General features: G+C 74.7%; 1 pseudogene. It reads left to right on the forward strand.

Annotation, left to right across the window (positions count from 1 at the left end):
- Nucleotides 1-75: 75 nt before the first annotated feature.
- Nucleotides 76-19371: pseudogene (locus tag JQN84_RS05335) on the forward strand (SDR family NAD(P)-dependent oxidoreductase); the annotation flags it as partial.
- Nucleotides 19372-19381 lie beyond the last annotated feature (10 nt).

Genomic DNA, 19381 nt, shown 5'->3' on the forward strand with positions numbered 1-19381 from the left:
TCGGGCGCCGAAAGCCGACACACCGAGCCGGGCGTCGAACCCGGAGACCTAGTGGAGCGTGCCATGAGCGAGTCCGTGAACCCCACCGGTGCCGAGCCCGACGCCCTGTCGGCACTGCGGCGACGGCTGGAGGGCCGCACGGCCGACGAGCAGGACCGGGCGCTCACCGCGCTGGTCCGGGAGCAGGCCCGCGACGTGCTGCGGACCGTACTGCCGGACGGCCCGGACGCGGTCGAGCCCGGCCGGCCCTTCCGCGACCTGGGCTTCGACTCGCTCGCCGCGGTCGAGCTGCACCGTCGGCTCGCCGCCGCGACCGGCCTGGACCTGCCGGTCACCCTGGTCTTCGACCACCCGACGCCGCAGGCGGTCGGGCGGCTGCTGCGGACCCTGCTCGGTGGGGACGCCGCGCCCGCGCCGGTCGCCGCGCCGCTGCGCCGGCCCGCCGCCGACGACGAGCCGATCGCGGTGGTCGGTATCGGCTGCCGCTACCCGGGGCACAGCACCTCCGCCGACGACCTGTGGCGGCTGGTCTTCGAGGGCCGGCACGTGATCAGCGACTTCCCGACCGACCGGGGCTGGGACACCGACGGCCTCTACGACCCGGACCCGGGCAAGCCGGGCAAGACCTACGTGCGCCAGGGCGGTTTCCTGGAGGGCGCGGCCGAGTTCGACGCGGACTTCTTCGGCATCAGCCCGCGCGAGGCGATGACGATGGACCCGCAGCAGCGGCTGGTGCTGGAGACCGCCTGGGAGGCGCTGGAGGACGCCGGGATCGACTCGGCGTCGCTGCGCGGCAGCCAGACCGGTGTCTTCATCGGCGCCGAACCGCAGGAGTACGGACCCCGGCTGCACGAGGCCCCGGAGGGCCTGGACGGCTACCTGCTCACCGGCAACGCGCCGAGCGTGGTGTCCGGCCGGCTCGCCTACACCTTCGGCTTCGAGGGCCCGACGCTGACCGTGGACACCGCCTGCTCGGGTTCGCTGGTCGCCCTGCACCTGGCCTGCCAGGCCGTGCAGCGCGGCGAGTGCACCACGGCGTTGGCCGGTGGGGTCGCGGTGATGGTGCACCCGGGCGCGTTCACCGCGTTCAGCCGGCAGCGGGGCCTCGCCCCGGACGGGCTGTGCAAGCCGTTCGCGGCGGCGGCCGACGGCACCGGCTGGGCCGAGGGGGTCGGCATCCTGGTGCTGGAGCGGCTCTCCGACGCCCGCCGCAACGGCCACCGGGTGCTCGGGGTGATCCGGGGTTCGGCGATCAACCAGGACGGCGCGTCCAACGGGTTGACCGCCCCGAACGGGCCGTCCCAGCAGCGGGTGATCATGTCCGCGCTGGCCTCGGCCGGTCTGGCCGCCACCGACGTCGACCTGGTCGAGGCGCACGGCACCGGCACCCGGCTCGGCGACCCGATCGAGGCCCAGGCGATCATCGCCACCTACGGCCGGGAACGCCCCGCCGACCGGCCGCTGTGGCTCGGTTCCCTCAAGTCCAACATCGGCCACTCGCAGGCCGCCGCCGGCGTCGCCGGGGTGATCAAGGTGCTGATGGCGATGAAGCACCGGGTGCTGCCGCAGACCCTGCACGTCGACGCGCCCACCCCCAACGTGGACTGGTCGGCCGGCACCGTCGCGCTGCTCACCGAGGCCCGCCCGTGGGACGACCCGGGCCACCCGCGCCGGGCCGGGGTCTCCTCGTTCGGGGTCAGCGGCACCAACGCGCACGTCATCGTCGAGGAGCCGCCGGCTGTCGACGACGAGGCCGTGCCCGCCGTGCCGCAGCTGCCCAGCGAGGTGCTTCCGGTGGTGCTCTCCGCCCGCAGCGAGGCGGCGCTGCGCGACCAGGCCGCCGCGTTGCTCGCCGTCGTGGACACCGACGGGGACGCCCCGGAACTGCTCGACGTCGCGTACTCGCTGGCCACCACCCGGACCGCGCTGGAGCAGCGGGCGGTGCTGGTGGCCCGGGACCGGCCCGGGGCCAGCCGTGACCTGGCCGCCCTCGCCGCCGGTGGCGACGTGCCCGGCGTACACCTGGGCCAGGCCACCGGTGGTGGGCTCGGCTTCCTGTTCACCGGGCAGGGCAGCCAGCGGCTGGACGCCGGCCGGCAGCTGCACCGCAGCTACCCGGTCTACGCCGCCGCGTTCGACGACGCCTGCGGCTGGCTCGACCTGCAACTGGACGTGCCGCTGGCCGACGTGCTGTTCGCCGAGCCCGGCACCGCCGAGGCGGCCCTGCTCGACCAGACCGCCTACACCCAGTGCGCGCTGTTCGCGGTGGAGGTCGCCCAGTTCCGGCTGCTGGAGTCGTGGGGGGTCCGGCCGGACCTGCTCGCCGGGCATTCGATCGGTGAGCTGGCCGCCGCCCACGTCGCCGGGGTGCTCTCGCTGGAGGACGCCGCGCTGCTGGTCGCCGCCCGGGGCCGGCTGATGCAGCAGCTCCCCGCCGAGGGCGCGATGATCTCGGTGCAGGCCACCGAGGAGCAGGTCCGCCTGCTGCTGGCCGGGCGCGAGGAGCAGGTGGGCCTGGCCGCGGTGAACGGCCCGACCTCGGTGGTGGTCTCCGGCGACGAGGACGCCGTGCTGGAGGTGGTCGCCGCCCTCGCCGCCGCCGGGCACAAGACGAAGCGGCTCAAGGTCAGCCACGCCTTCCACTCGCCGCTGATGACGCCGATGCTCGCCGAGTTCGGCCGGCTGGCGCACGTGCTCACCTACCGCCCGCCGACCATCCCGGTCGTCTCCACGGTCACCGGCCGGCCGGTGCTCGCCGGTGAACTGTGCGACCCCGACTACTGGGTGCGGCACGTGCGTGACAGCGTCCGGTTCGCCGACGCCGTCCGGGCGATGGTCGACGAGGGGGTCACCACCTTCCTCGAACTGGGTCCGGCCGGTGTGCTCTCCGCGATGGGTCCGGCCTGCCTCGACGACGACGCCGACGTGGTCTTCGCCCCGCTGCTGCGCGCCGACCACGACGAGGAGACCGACGTCGTCACCGCCGTCGCCCGCGCCCACGTGCGGGGCGTGCCGGTGGACTGGACGGCGTTCTTCGCCGCCCGGGGGGCCCGCCGGGTCGCGCTGCCCACGTACCCGTTCCAGCGTCGCCGGTTCTGGATGGAATCCGGTGGCGGCAGCGCCGACGCGACCGGCTTCGGTCAGCTCGCCGCCGGGCATCCGCTGGTCGGCGCGGTCGTCGGCCTGGCCGGCGGCGAGGGCGTGGTGCTCACCGGTCGGGTGTCACTGCGCAGCCACCCGTGGCTGGCCGACCACACCATCTCCGGGGTGGCGCTGCTGCCCGGCACCGCCTTCGTCGAGCTGGCCGTGCGGGCCGGCGACCAGGTCGGCTGCCCCACCGTCGAGGAACTGACCCTGGAGGCTCCGCTGGCGCTCGACGAGCGCGGTGTCGCCCTCCAGGTGGTCGTCGGCGTCGCCGACCCGGCCGGCCGCTGCCCGGTGGCCGTCTACTCGCGGCCCGACGGGTCCGACCCGGACGACCAGCTCTGGACCCGGCACGTCAGCGGCTTCCTCACCCCGGAGTCCGCCGACGCCGGGCAGCCGCTCACCCAGTGGCCGCCGCGCGACGCCCGCCCGGTCGACCTGGCCGGCATCTACGCCGAACTCGCCGACCAGGGCTACGGTTACGGCCCGGTCTTCCAGGGCCTCAAGGCCGTCTGGCGACACGGCCAGGAGGTGTACGCCGAGGTCGCGCTCCCCGCCGACAGCCGGGCCGAGGCGGCCCGGTTCGGCCTGCACCCGGCGGTGCTCGACGCCGCCCTGCACGCCATCGACGCGGCCCGCCGGGGCGAGCCCACCGACGACGAGGTGCGCATCCCGTTCGCCTGGAACGACGTCACCCTGCACGCCGCCGGTGCGGCCGAGGTGCGGGTGCGGATCGCCCCGGCCGCCGGGGACAGCGTGTCGGTGACCCTCGCCGACGCCACCGGCGCACCGGTGGCCACGGTGCGGTCGTTCGTCTCCCGGCCGGTCTCCACCGCCCAGCTCACCGCGGCCCGGGGCGGCTACCACGAGCGGCTGTTCCGGCTGGAGTGGACGAAGCTCGGGCACCGGCCCGCCCCGGCGGGCACCCCCCGCTGGGTGGTGCTCGGCGACGAGCGGATCGGCTCGGCCACCCGGCACGCCGACCCGGCCGCGCTGGGTGCCGCGATCGACGCCGGCGCGACCGCGCCCGAGTTCGCGTTCGTCGGGGTCGCCGCCGGTGACGTCCGGGCCGCCACCGCCGGTGCGTTGACGTTGGTGCAGCAGTGGCTGGCCGACGCGCGGCTGGCCGGCACCCGGCTGGTCTTCGTCAGCCGTGCCGACGACCTCGCCACCGAGGCGGTCTGGGGTCTGCTGCGGGCGGCGCAGACGGAGAACCCGGACCGGTTCGTCACCGTCCGGCTCGCCGACGCCCCCGCGCCGCTGCTGGCCGCCGCCCTGGCCACCGGCGAACCGGAACTGCGGGTACGCGACGGGGAGATCAGTGTGCCCCGGTTGGCCCGGGTCGCCACCACCCCCGACGGCAGCGACGACGCCGGTTGGCCGACCGACGGTACGGTGCTGGTCACCGGCGGCACCGGCGGGCTCGGCGCGCACGTCGCCAGGCACCTGGCCGGCAACCACGGCGTACGTCATCTGCTGTTGACCAGTCGTCGTGGGCCGGCGGCGGCCGGTGTGGCGGAGCTGCGCGCGGAGCTGGAAGCGGCCGGCGCGAGCGTCGAGGTGGCCGCCTGCGACGCGGCCGACGCCGATGCCCTGGCCGCGCTGCTCGCCGCCGTCCCGGCCGACCGGCCGCTGCGGGCGGTGGTGCACGCCGCCGGCATCGTCGACGACGGGACGATCGGCTCGCTCACCCCGCAGCGGATCGACGCGGTGCTGAAGGCCAAGCTGGACGGCGCGGTCAACCTCGACCGGTTGACCCGCGACGCCGACCTGACCGCGTTCGTGCTCTTCTCCTCCCTGGCGAGCCTGCTCGACTGCGCCGGGCAGGGCAACTACGCCGCCGCGAACGCCACCCTGAACGCGCTGGCCGTCACCCGCCGGGCGCAGGGACGGCCCGCCGTCGCCCTCACCTGGGGCCTGTGGACCGGCGACAGCGGCATGGGCGGCCAGTTGGACGCCGCCGCGTTGCAGCGCATCGAGCGGTCCGGCATGCCCGGCCTCAGCCCGGCCGAGAACCTGGCCCTGCTCGACGCGGCGCTCGGCGTCGACGAGCCGGTGCTCGCCCCGATCCGGGTCGACCTGACCGCGCTGCGCAACCGGCCCGACGGGGTGCCGGCGCTGCTGCGCGGCCTGGTACCGCTGCCGGCCCGGCGGGCCGCGCAGGCCGCCGGCCCGGCGGACGCCGCGCAGGGGCTGGCCCGGCAGTTCGCCGGCCTCACCCCGGCCGAACGGGACCGGGTCACCCTCGACCTGGTCCGCGCGCACGTCGCCGCCGTGCTCGGCCACGACGGCGCGGAGGCGATCGAGCCCCGCCGCGCCTTCAACGAGCTGGGCTTCGACTCGCTGGCCGCGGTGGAGCTGCGTAACCGGCTCAACGCCGCCACCGGGCTGCGGCTGCCGGCGACCCTGGTCTTCGACTACCCGACGCCGGTGGCGCTCGCCGAGTTCGTGGTCTCCACCGTGCTCGGCACCGACGTGGACGTGGTGGTGCCGGAGCTGGCGTCGGCCTCGTTCACCCAGGAGCCGATCGCGATCGTCGCGATGAGCTGCCGCTTCCCCGGCGGGGTGAGCACCCCGGAACAGCTGTGGGAGCTGCTGGAGGGCGGCGTGGACGCGGTCTCCCCGTTCCCCACCGACCGGGGCTGGGACCTGGCCGGCATGTACGACCCGGAGCCCGGCAAGCCCGGCAAGACGTACTCGATGGAGGGTGGTTTCCTCTACGACGCGGCCGACTTCGACGCGGACTTCTTCGGGATCAGCCCGCGTGAGGCGGTCGCGATGGACCCGCAGCAGCGGTTGCTGCTGGAGACGTCGTGGGAGGTGCTGGAGCGGGCCGGGATCGACCCGACCTCGCTCAAGGGCAGCCCGACCGGTGTCTTCGCCGGCGTCATGTACCACGACTACGCCCTGCGCCTGCACCAGGTGCCCGACGAACTGGCCGGCTACCTGGGCAACGGCAGCCTGGCCAGCATCGTCTCCGGCCGGGTCGCCTACACCCTCGGCCTGGAGGGGCCGGCGGTGTCGATCGACACCGCCTGCTCGTCGTCGCTGGTGGCGATCCACCTGGCGGTGCAGGCGCTGCGGGCCGGGGAGTGCTCGCTCGCTCTGGCCGGTGGCGTCACGGTGATGTCCACCCCGGACACGTTCATCGACTTCAGCCGCCAGCGGGGCCTGGCCAAGGACGGCCGGTCCAAGTCGTTCGCGGCCGGGGCCGACGGCACCGGCTGGGGTGAGGGCGCCGGCATGCTGCTGCTGGAGCGGTTGTCCGACGCACGGGCCAACGGCCACCAGGTGCTCGCGGTGATCCGGGGCTCGGCCACCAACCAGGACGGCGCGTCCAACGGGCTCACCGCGCCGAACGGCCCCTCGCAGCAGCGGGTGATCCGGCAGGCGCTGGCCTCCGCCGGTGGCATCCCGGCGACCGAGGTCGACGCCGTCGAGGCGCACGGCACCGGCACCGCCCTCGGCGACCCGATCGAGGCGCAGGCGCTGCTGGCCACGTACGGGCAGGGCCGGCCGGGTGAGCGTCCGCTCTGGCTCGGCTCGATCAAGTCGAACATCGGGCACACCCAGGGTGCGGCGGGTGTCGCGGGCGTGATCAAGATGGTGTTGGCGATGCGCAACGGGCTGCTGCCCCGCACCCTGCACGCCGACGAGCCGTCGCCGCAGATCGACTGGTCGGCCGGTGAGGTGCGGCTGCTCACCGAGGCACAGCCGTGGCCGGCGCTGGACCGGCCGCGCCGGGCGGGCGTGTCGTCGTTCGGGATCAGCGGCACCAACGCCCACGTCATCGTGGAGGAGGCCCCGCCGGTCGAGCTGGAGGGCGAGATCGTCGCGCCGCCGGCCGTGCTGCCGTGGGTGCTCTCGGCCAAGACCGAGGAGGCGCTGCGCGCCCAGGCCGCCCAGCTCCGGGCCGCCGTGTCCGCCGCCACCACCGACCCGGGCGACCTCGCGTACACGCTGGCGAAGGGGCGGGCGGCGCTGGACCGGCGGGCCGTCGTCGTCGGTGACGTCACCGACTTCCTGACCGGCGCGGACGCCCTGGTCGCCGGGGCCGCGGTGCCGACGCCGTTGCAGGGCGGCTCCGGGGTGGTGTTCGTGTTCCCGGGGCAGGGTTCGCAGTGGGTGGGGATGGCGGTGGAGTTGTTGGATTCGTCTCCGGTGTTTGCGGAGCGGGTCAATGAGTGTGGGGTGGCGTTGTCGGAGTTTGTGGATTGGCGGTTGGTGGAGGTTTTGCGGGGTGTGGAGGGTGCTCCGTCGTTGGAGCGGGTTGATGTGGTGCAGCCGGTGTTGTGGGCGGTGATGGTGTCGTTGGCGGGGTTGTGGCGGTCGTTTGGGGTGGTGCCGGATGCGGTGATTGGGCATTCGCAGGGTGAGATTGCGGCGGCGGTGGTGGCGGGTGGTTTGTCGTTGCGGGATGGGGCGTTGGTGGTGGCGTTGCGGAGTTTGGCGATTGCGGAGGTGTTGGCGGGTCGGGGTGCGATGGCCTCCATCGGCCTGCCCGCCGAGCGGGTCCGCGAGCGCCTCGACGCCTACGACGGCCGGGTGTCCATCGCCACCGTCAACGGGGTGTCGTCGGTGGTGGTCTCCGGTGACCCGGACGCCGTCGACGACCTCGTCGCCGCCCTCAGCGCCGAGGAGGTGCGGGCCAAGCGGGTGAACGTGGACTACGCGTCGCACTCGGCCCAGGTGGAGCTGATCGAGCAACGGCTGCGCGAGGACCTCGCCGAGGTGTCGCCCCGGTCGTCGACCGTGCCGTTCTACTCCACGGTGACCGCCGGGGTGCTGGACACCACCGGTCTGGACGCCGGTTACTGGTACACCAACCTGCGGCAGACCGTCCGGTTCGAGGAGACCACCCGGGTGCTGCTGCGGGCGGGGATGCGGGTGTTCCTGGAGTGCAGTGCGCATCCGGTGCTGACCATGGGTGTCGAGGAGACGGCCGCCGATGCGGGGGTCGAGGTGGCCGCCGTCGGGTCGCTGCGCCGGGGCGAGGGCGGGCTGCGTCGCTGGCTCACCTCGCTGGGTGAGGCGTTCGTCCGTGGGGTGCCGGTGGACTGGTCGTCGGCGTTGCCGGCGCGTCCGCGTGGTGAGGTGCCGCTGCCGACGTACCCGTTCCAGCGTCGCCGCTACTGGATCGACGCGACCAGCGGCACGACCGACGTGGCGTCGGTGGGCCTCGGCGCGGCCGGCCACCCGCTGTGGGGGGCGTCGGTGGCGATGGCCGAGTCGGGCGAGGTGCTGTTCACCGCCCGGATCTCGTTGGACACCCACCCGTGGCTGGCCGACCACGCCGTCAACGGCACCGTCCTGCTGCCCGGCGCGGCCTTCGTCGAGATGGTGCTGCACGCCGGTGACCACGTCGGCCTCGGCCACCTGGAGGAGCTGACCCTGCACGCCCCGCTGCTGCTCGCCGAGCGCGCGGCCGTGCAGGTGCAGCTGCTGATGACCGCCGCCGACGAGTCGACCCGGCGGACCGTCAGCGTCCACTCCCGGGCCGAGCATGCCGAGGCGGAACAGCCGTGGACCCGGCACGCCACCGCCGTGCTCACCGACACCCCGGCCGCCGCCGGCTTCGACCTGTCGGCGTGGCCGCCGTCGGGGGCGGTGCCGGTGGCGACGGCGGGGTTGTATGACGAGCTGGTGGTGCAGGGGTACGAGTATGGTCCGGTGTTCCAGGGGGTGCAGGCTGCCTGGCGGGTTGGTGAGGTGGTGTTTGCTGAGGTTGCGCTTCCGGAGGAGGCGCATGGTGAGGCGGCGCGGTTCGGGGTGCATCCGGCGTTGTTGGATGCGGCGTTGCAGGTGGTGGGGATCGGTGAGCCGGTGCCGGTGGGTCGTCCGCCGTATCTGCCGTTCGCCTGGACGGATGTGACGCTGCACGCCACGGGCGCGACCGCCCTGCGGGTGCGGGTCACCCCGACCGGCCCGGAGGCGGTCACCCTGCATCTGGCCGACCCGACCGGTGCGCCGGTCGCCGAGATCGGCTCCCTGGTGTCCCGGCCGGTGCAGCTCGCCGCCGCCACCACCGAGGGCAACCTCTACCGGGTCGACTGGACCACCGTCGCGGTGCCCGCCACCCCGACGACGCCCTCGTGGTCCCACCTGGCGGATCTCGCCGACGAGGTGCCGGAGCTGGTCCTCGCCCGGCTCACCGATGACGGACCGGTCGCCGACGTCGAGGTCGCCGCGCGGACCGCGGTGGGTACGGCGCTCGCGCTGCTGCAGCGCTGGCTGGCCGACCCCCGGTTGGCCGAGTCCCGGCTGGTGGTGCTCACCAGCGGCGCCGCCGACCAGGTGACCGACCTGGTGCACGCCCCGGTGTGGGGTCTGGTGCGGGCCGCCCAGGTGGAGAACCCGGGTCAGTTCGTGCTGGTGGACGCCGACCCGGAGACCCCGGTGGAGGAGATCCTGGCGGCGGTCGGCACCGGTGAGCCGGAGTTGTCGGTGCGCGACGGTCAGGTGCGGGTGCCGCGCCTGGCCCGCGCCGCCGCCGGGGACCCGGTGTGGCGGGCCGACGGTGCGGTGCTGGTGACCGGCGGCACCGGTGTGCTGGGCGGGTTGGTGGCCCGGCACCTGGTGGAGGTGCACGGGGTGCGGGACCTGGTGCTGACCTCGCGGCGTGGCCTGACCGCGCCGGGTGCGGAGGAGCTGCGGGACGAGTTGACGGCGTTGGGTGCCTCCGTGGAGGTGGTGGCCGCCGACCTGGCCGACCGGGACGCCGTCGCCGGGGTGCTCGACGCCATCCCGGCGTTGACCGCCGTCGTGCACACCACCGGCGCGCTGGACGACGGCACCGTCGCCGCGTTCACCGACGCGCAGCTCGACACCGTGTGGCGGGCCAAGGCCACCCCGGCCTGGCATTTGCACGACCTCACCCGGGACCGCGAGCTGTCCGCGTTCGTGCTGTTCTCCTCGGCCGCCGGCGTGGTCGACGGCTCCGGGCAGGGCAACTACGCCGCCGCCAACGTCTTCGTCGACGCCCTGGCCGCGCACCGGCGGGCCCTCGGTCTGCCGGCCACGTCGCTGGCCTGGGGTTTCTGGGAGCAGCGCAGTGGGATGACCGCGCACCTCGGCGACGCCGACGTGGCCCGGATGGCCCGCTCGGGCGTGCTCGGCATCGGCACCGACCAGGGCCTCGCCCTGCTCGACGCGGCAGTGGCCACCGACGAGGCGCTGCTGGTGCCGGTCCGGCTGGACACCGCCGCGCTGCGCGCCCAGGGTCAGCAGCTCCCGGCCCTGTTCCGGGGCCTGGTCCGGCTCCCGGCCCGGCGCGCCGCCGGTGCGACCGCGACGCCGGTCGGCGGCTCGGCCCTGCACCGGCAACTGCTCGGCCTCGCCGACGCCGACCAGCGGCGGCTGCTGCTCGACCTGGTCCGGGCCAACGTCGCCGGGGTGCTCGGCCACGAGAGCCCGGCCACCGTCGAGCCGTCCCGGGCGTTCCGGGAACTCGGCTTCGACTCGCTGGCCGCCGTCGAGCTGCGCAACAAGCTCAACACCGCCACCGGGCTACGGCTGCCGGCGACCCTGGTCTTCGACTACCCCAACCCGACCGCGCTCGCCGACTACCTGCACACCAGGATCCTCGGCGCGGCCACCCCGCAGGCCCCGACCGTGGCCACCCCCGTCGCCGACGACGAACCCGTCGCCATCGTGGCGATGAGCTGCCGTTTCCCCGGCGGGGTCCGCACCCCCGAGGACCTGTGGCGGCTGCTCGCCGACGGCACCGACGCGATCACCCCGTTCCCCACCGACCGGGGCTGGGACCTGGCCGGCATGTACGACCCGGAGCCCGGCCGGACCGGCAAGACGTACGCCATGGAGGGTGGTTTCCTCTACGACGCGGCCGACTTCGACCCCGACTTCTTCGGGATCAGCCCGCGTGAGGCGGTCGCCATGGACCCGCAGCAGCGGCTGCTGCTGGAAACCTCGTGGGAGGCCCTGGAGCGGGCCGGCATCGACCCGAACTCGCTGCGCGGCAGCCTCACCGGCGTCTTCGCCGGGGTCATGTACCACGACTACGCCAGCCGGCTGCCCGAGGTGCCCGAGGAACTCGCCGGCTACCTGGGCAACGGCAGCATGGCGAGCGTCGCGTCCGGCCGGATCGCCTACACCCTCGGCCTGGAGGGGCCGGCGGTCAGCGTCGACACCGCGTGCTCGTCGTCGCTGGTCGCGATCCACCTGGCCGTGCAGGCGCTGCGCTCCGGCGAGTGCTCGCTGGCGCTGGCCGGCGGCGTCACCGTGATGTCCACCCCGGACACGTTCATCGAGTTCAGCCTCCAGCGGGGCCTGGCCGCCGACCACCGGTGCAAGTCCTTCGCGGCCGGCGCGGACGGCACGGCGATGTCCGAGGGCGTCGGCATGCTGCTGCTGGAGCGGCTCTCCGACGCCGAACGGCACGGCCACCACGTCCTCGCGGTGGTGCGGGGTTCGGCGATCAACCAGGACGGCGCGTCCAACGGCCTCACCGCCCCGAACGGTCCCTCACAGCAGCGGGTGATCCGGCAGGCGCTCGCGGCGGCCGGTGGCATCCCGGCGACCGAGGTGGACGCCGTCGAGGCGCACGGCACCGGCACCACCCTCGGCGACCCGATCGAGGCGCAGGCGCTGCTGGCCACGTACGGGCAGGAACGTCCCGGGGACCGGCCGCTCTGGCTCGGCTCGGTGAAGTCGAACATCGGGCACACCCAGGGTGCGGCGGGTGTCGCGGGCGTGATCAAGATGGTGTTGGCGATGCGCAACGGGGTGCTGCCCCGCACCCTGCACGTGGACGAGCCCACCCCGCAGGTGGACTGGTCGGCCGGTGAGGTGCGGCTGCTCACCGAGGCGCAGCCGTGGCCGGCGCTGGACCGGCCCCGCCGCGCCGGGGTTTCCTCGTTCGGCATCAGCGGCACCAACGCCCACGTCATCCTCGAACAGGCGCCCCCGGCCGAGGAGCCGCCGGTCGACGCCCCCGAGCCGGAGCTGCTGCCCTGGGTGCTGTCGGCCCGTACCGACCAGGCCCTGCGGGAGCAGGCCGCCCGGGTGGCCGACGTCGCGGGCGACGGGTCCGTCAAGGCCGGTGACCTCGCGTACGCGCTGGCGACCGGTAGGGCGCTGCTCGACCGCCGCACGGTGATCGTCGGTGACCGGAGCGACTTCGTCGCCGGGGCGCGGGCGTTCGCCGCCGACGGCACCGCACCCGGCGTGCTCCGGGGCGGCACGGTCTTCGTGTTTCCGGGGCAGGGTTCGCAGTGGGTGGGGATGGCGGTGGAGTTGTTGGATTCGTCTCCGGTGTTTGCGGAGCGGGTCAATGAGTGTGGGGTGGCGTTGTCGGAGTTTGTGGATTGGCGGTTGGTGGAGGTTTTGCGGGGTGTGGAGGGTGCTCCGTCGTTGGAGCGGGTTGATGTGGTGCAGCCGGTGTTGTGGGCGGTGATGGTGTCGTTGGCGGGGTTGTGGCGGTCGTTTGGGGTGGTGCCGGATGCGGTGATTGGGCATTCGCAGGGTGAGATTGCGGCGGCGGTGGTGGCGGGTGGTTTGTCGTTGCGGGATGGGGCGTTGGTGGTGGCGTTGCGGAGTTTGGCGATTGCGGAGGTGTTGGCGGGTCGGGGTGCGATGGCCTCCATCGGCCTGCCGGCACAGGCGGCGGCCGAACGGCTGACCGGCTACGCCGACCGCATCTCGATCGCCACCGTCAACGGCACCTCCTCGGTCGTCGTCTCCGGTGACCCGGACGCCGTCGACGACCTGGTCGCGACGCTGACCGCCGAGGGCCTGCGGGCCAAGCGGGTGAACGTGGACTATGCGTCGCACTCGGCGCAGGTGGAGCTGATCGAGCAGCGGCTGCGTGCCGACCTCGCCGAGGTCACGCCGCGGGCCGCCACCGTCCCGTTCTACTCGACAGTCACCGGCGGGGTGCTGGACACCACCGGTCTGGACGCCGGTTACTGGTACACCAACCTGCGGCAGACCGTCCGCTTCGAGGAGACCACCCGCGCCCTGCTCGACGCCGGGATGCGGGTGTTCCTGGAGTGCAGCGCGCATCCGGTGCTGACGATGGGTGTCGAGGAGACGGCCGCCGATGCGGGGGTCGAGGTGGCCGCCGTCGGGTCGCTGCGCCGGGGCGAGGGCGGGCTGCGTCGCTGGCTCACCTCGCTCGGTGAGGCCTTCGCCCGGGGCGTCACCGTCGACTGGTCGCCGGTGCTGCCGGCGCGTCCGCGCGGTGAGGTGCCGCTGCCGACGTACCCGTTCCAGCGCCGCCGCTACTGGCTGAACGCCACCGGTGGCAGCGCCGACCTCACCTCCGCCGGTCTCGGTTCCGCCGGGCACCCGCTGTGGGGGGCCGCCGTCACCATGGCCGAGTCCGGTGAGGTTCTGTTCACCGGCCGGATCTCGTTGGACACCCACCCGTGGCTGGCCGACCACGCCGTCAACGGCACCGTCCTGCTGCCCGGCACCGGTTTCGTCGAACTCGTCCTGCACGCCGGGGACGACGTCGGGCTCGGTCACCTCGACGAGTTGACCCTGCACGCCCCGCTGATCCTGCCCGAGCAGGGGGCCGTACAGGTGCAGTTGCTGCTCGCCGCCGCCGACGACACCGGCCGCCGGACGGTCACCGTGCACTCCCGGCCGGAACACACCGGCAGTTGGGTCCGGCACGCCACCGGCGTGCTCTCCGCCGACGTCACCGACCCCGGCTTCGACCTGCGGGTCTGGCCGCCGTCGGGTGCGGTGCCGGTGCCGACGGCGGGGTTGTATGACGACCTGGTGGTGCAGGGGTACGAGTATGGTCCGGTGTTCCAGGGGGTGCAGGCTGCCTGGCGGGTTGGTGAGGTGGTGTTTGCTGAGGTTGCGCTTCCGGAGGAGGCGCATGGGGAGGCGTCGCGGTTCGGGGTGCATCCGGCGTTGTTGGATGCGGCGTTGCAGGTGGTGGGGATCGGTGATCCGGTGCCGGTGGGTCGTCCGCCGTTGCTGCCGTTCGCCTGGACGGACGTGACGCTGCACGCCACCGGCGCGACCGCCCTGCGGGTGAAGGTCACCGCCAGCGGCCCGGAGTCCGCCACCCTGCACCTGGCCGACCCGGACGGCGAACCGGTCGCCGTGATCGGCGCGCTGGTGTCCCGGCCGGTCCAGCTCACCGCCGCCGCCCCGACCGACGGGGACCTCTACCACGTCGACTGGGTGACCGTGCCCACCGGCACCGCCGCCGAGTCGTGGGGCTACCTGGAGGGCCTCGGCCTCGGCGTCCCCGACGTCGTGCTCGCCCCGCTCGCCCCGCCCGCCGCCGACCTCGACCCGGCCACCGCCGCCCGTACGACGGTGGGGGAGACCCTCGCCCTGCTCCAGTCCTGGCTGGCCGACCCGACCCAGGCCGCCGCCCGGCTGGTCGTGATCACCGACGGCGCCGTCGACGGCGGCACCGACCTGGCCCACGCCCCGATCTGGGGCCTGGTCCGCGCCGCGCAGGCGGAGAACCCCGGCCAGCTCGTGCTGGTGGACGCCGACCCGGAGACCCCGGTGGAGGAGATCCTGGCGGCGGTCGGCACCGGTGAGCCGGAGTTGTCGCTGCGCGACGGTCAGGTGCGGGTGCCGCGCCTGACCCGCGCCACCACCCCCGGTGGGTCCTGGCGGGCCGACGGCACCGTCCTGGTCACCGGCGGCACCGGTGTGCTGGGCGCGCTCGTCGCCCGGCACCTGGTGACGGTGCACGGGGTGCGGGACCTGGTCCTGACCTCGCGGCGTGGGTTGACCGCGCCGGGTGCGGTGGAGTTGCGCGACGAGTTGACCGGCCTCGGGGCCACCGTCGAGGTGGTGGCCGCCGACCTGGCCGACCGGGACGCCGTCGCCACCCTGCTGGACGGCATTCCGGCGTTGACCGCCGTCGTGCACACCACCGGGGTCCTCGACGACGGCCTGCTGACCGCCCTGACCCCGGCACAGCTCGACACCGTGTGGCGGGCCAAGGCCGACCCGGCCTGGCACCTGCACGAGCTCACCCGCGACCGGGAGCTGTCGGCGTTCGTGCTGTTCTCCTCCGCCGCCGGGGTCCTCGACGGGGCGGGCCAGGCCAACTACGCCGCCGCGAACGTCTTCCTCGACGCCCTGGCCGTGCACCGGCGGACGCTCGGTCTGCCGGCCACGTCGCTGGCCTGGGGTTTCTGGGAGCAGCGCAGTGGGATGACCGCGCACCTCGGCGACGCCGACGTGGCCCGGATGGCCCGCTCCGGCGTCCTGCCGCTGGACTCCGACCGGGGTCTGGCCCTGCTGGACGCGGCGGTCGCCGGCGACGAGGCGCTGCTGGTGCCGGTCCGGCTGGACACCGCCGCGCTGCGCGCCCAGGGCCAACACCTGCCGGCCCTGTTCCGCGGCCTGGTCCGGCTCCCGGCCCGGCGGGCGGCAGGTGGCCAGGCCACCCCGGCCACCGGCTCCGGCCTGCACCGGCAGCTCGTCACCCTCGGCGCGGACGACCAGCACCGGGTGCTGCTCGACCTGGTCCGGGCCAACGTCGCGGCCGTCCTCGGCCACGACAGCGGCACCGCCGTCGAGCCGGCGCGGGCGTTCAAGGAACTCGGCTTCGACTCGCTGGCCGCCGTGGAGCTGCGCAACAAGCTCAACACCGCCACCGGGCTGCGGTTGCCGGCGACCCTGGTCTTCGACTACCCCAACCCGACGGCGCTGGCCGGTTACCTGCACGGCGCGCTCCTCGGCGGTCCGGCGCAGGCACAGCCGACCACCGTGGTCCGGCCGGTGGTCGACGAACCCGTCGCCATCGTCGCGATGAGCTGCCGCTTCCCCGGCGGGGTCCGCACCCCCGAGGACCTGTGGCAGCTCCTGGTCGACGGCACGGACGCCATCTCGCCGTTCCCCACCGACCGGGGCTGGGACCTCGACCACCTCTACGACCCGGAGCCCGGCAAGCCCGGCCGGACGTCCTCGCTGGAGGGTGGTTTCCTCTACGACGCGGCCGACTTCGACCCGGACTTCTTCGGCATCGGCCCGCGTGAGGCGGTCGCCATGGACCCGCAGCAGCGGCTGCTGCTGGAAACCTCGTGGGAGGTGCTGGAGCGGGCCGGGATCGACCCGACCTCGCTCAAGGGCAGCCCGACCGGGGTGTTCACCGGTGTGATGTACCACGACTACGGCAGCCGGCTGTCCGAGGTGCCCGAGGAGTTGGCGGGTTACCTGGGCAACGGCAGCATGGCGAGCGTCGCGTCCGGCCGGATCTCGTACACCCTCGGGCTGGAGGGGCCGGCGGTCAGCGTCGACACCGCGTGCTCGTCGTCGCTGGTGGCGATCCACCTGGCCGTGCAGGCGCTGCGCTCCGGCGAGTGCTCGCTCGCGCTGGCCGGCGGGGTCACGGTGATGTCCAAGCCGGACACGTTCCTCGACTTCAGCCTCCAGCGGGGGCTGGCCTCCGACGGCCGGTGCAAGTCCTTCTCCGCCGACGCCGACGGCACCGGAATGTCCGAGGGCGTCGGCATGCTGCTGCTGGAGCGGCTGTCCGACGCCGAACGGCACGGCCACCACGTCCTCGCGGTGGTGCGGGGTTCGGCGATCAACCAGGACGGCGCGTCCAACGGGTTGACCGCCCCGAACGGCCCCGCCCAGCAGCGGGTCATCCGGCAGGCGCTGGCCGCCGCCGACGTCCGCCCCGACGAGGTCGACCTGGTCGAGGCGCACGGCACCGGCACCACCCTCGGTGACCCGATCGAGGCGCAGGCGGTCCTCGCCACCTACGGTCAGGACCGGCCGCAGGACCGGCCGCTCTGGCTCGGCTCGATCAAGTCGAACATCGGCCACACCCAGGGCGCGGCCGGCGTCGCGGGTGTGATCAAGATGGTGTTGGCGATGCGCAACGGGCTGCTGCCCCGCACCCTGCACGCCGAGCAGCCGTCGCCGCAGGTGGACTGGTCGGCCGGGGCGGTGCGGCTGCTCACCGAGGCACAGCAGTGGCCGGCACTGGAGCGGCCCCGCCGCGCCGGGGTCTCCTCGTTCGGCATCAGCGGCACCAACGCCCACGTCATCATCGAGCAGGCACCGGCGGTCGAGGCGACGCCCGCCGACGGGGACGCCCGGCACACCCCGCCGGTGCTGCCCTGGCTGCTCTCCGCCCGCTCGGCGCAGGCGCTGCGCGCCCAGGCCGGGCTGGTCGCCGACACCGGGGCCACCCTCGACGTGGCGTACTCGCTGGCCACCACCCGGGCGGTGCTGGAGCGTCGGGCCGTGGTGGTCGCCCCCGCCGGGGACGACGCGGTCCGCGCCCTGCGCGCCGCCGCCGAGGGCACCGACCCCGCCGAGTGGGTGCAGGGGACGCCGTCAGCGGGCAGGTTCGCCATGCTCTTCACCGGCCAGGGCGCACAGCGCCTCGGCATGGGCCGCGAGCTGGCCGCGGCGTACCCGGCGTTCGCCGAGGCGTTCGCCGAGGTGTGCGCCCACCTGGACGCGCAGCTCGACCGGCCGCTGCGGGAGGTGCTCTACACCGAACCCGACGTCGCCGACGCCGCGCTGCTCGACCAGACCGTCTACAGCCAGAGCGCGCTGTTCGCCATCGAGGTGGCGCTGTACCGGCTGCTCGAATCCTGGGGCGTCCGGCCCGACCTGGTGGCCGGGCACTCCATCGGCGAGATCAGCGCCGCACACGTCGCCGGGGTGCTGTCGCTGCCCGACGCGGCCACCCTGGTCACCGCGCGTGGCCGGCTGATGCAGGCGATGCGGGAGGACGGCGCGATGGTCGCCGTCGAGGCATCCGAGGACGAGGTACGCCGGGAGCTGGCCGGCCGGGAGACCGAGCTGGGTGTCGCGGCGGTCAACGGACCCCGGTCCGTGGTGATCTCCGGTGACCACGACGCCGTCGGTGCCCTCGCCGACGACTGGCGGGCCCGGGGACGCCGCACCAAGCGGCTGCGGGTCAGCCACGCGTTCCACTCCCCGCACATGGAGCCGATGCTCGCCGAGTTCCACCGGGTCGCCGCCGGTTTGACCTTCGCCGCGCCGCAGGTGCCCGTGGTGTCCAACCTGACCGGTCGGCTCGCCGACCCCGACGAGATCACCACCCCCGGCTACTGGGTGCGGCACGTCCGGGAGGCGGTCCGGTTCAGCGACGGGATCGCCACCCTGGAGGCGGCCGGCGTCACCACGTTCCTGGAGGTCGGGCCGGACGCGGTGCTCACCGCGATGGGCCGGGAGTGCGTCACCGACACCGGCGGTGTCGCCCTGGTGCCGGTGCTGCGCGGCGGCCGGGACGAGGCGGCGACCCTGCTGACCGCCCTCGCCACCCTGCACACCCGGGGCGTCCCGGTGGACTGGCGGGCCTGGTTCGCGCCCACCGGCGCCCGGGTCACCGACCTGCCGACGTACCCGTTCCAGCGGCGTCGGCTCTGGCTGGACGCCCCGGCGGGCGGCGGTGACGTGCCGGCGCTGGGTCAGCGCCCGGCCGCCCACCCGCTGCTCGGCGCGGTCGTCGGGCTGGCCGGTGTCGACGGCACCGTGCTGACCGGCCGGCTGTCGCTGCGGACCCACCCGTGGCTTGCCGAACACGACCTCGCCGGGACGGTGCTGCTGCCCGGCACGGCGTTCGTCGAGCTGGCCGTCCGCGCCGGTGACCAGGTCGGCTGCGCCCAGGTGGAGGAGTTGACGCTGGAGGCCCCGCTGGTCGTCCCGCCCCGGGGCGGCATCGACCTCCAGGTGGTGGTCGCAGCGCCCGACGCGACGGGACGCTGCCCGGTCACCGTGCACTCCCGGCCTGAGGACGGCGTCGACGGGTGGACCCGGCACGCCACCGGCGTGCTGGCCCCGGCCGCGTCGACCGCGCCGGCCGGCGCGGCCGGCGACGCCTGGCCGCCGGCCGGGTCCACCCCGGTCGACCTGGCCGGCCGCTACGACCGGCTGGCCGACGCCGGCTACCACTACGGCCCGCTGTTCCAGGGCCTGCGGGCCGCCTGGCGCAACGGCGACGAGGTGTACGCCGAGGTGGCGCTCCCCGACGAGGCGACGTCCACGGCCGACCGGTTCGGCCTGCACCCGGCGCTGTTCGACGCGGTGCTGCACACCCTCGACCTGACCGGGGACGAACCGGACGACGACCTGCTCCGGCTTCCGTTCGCCTGGCGCGGGGTCACCCTGCACGCCACCGGCGCGACGGCGCTGCGGGTGCGGCTGCGCCCGACCGGCCCGCAGGAGGTGTCGTTCGACCTGGCCGACACCACCGGCGCGCCGGTCGCCTCGGTGGCCTCGCTGGTGGTCCGGCCGCTGGCCGCCGACC

It is taken from the genome of Micromonospora humidisoli (assembly GCF_016900955.1).
Classification (GTDB): domain Bacteria; phylum Actinomycetota; class Actinomycetes; order Mycobacteriales; family Micromonosporaceae; genus Micromonospora; species Micromonospora wenchangensis.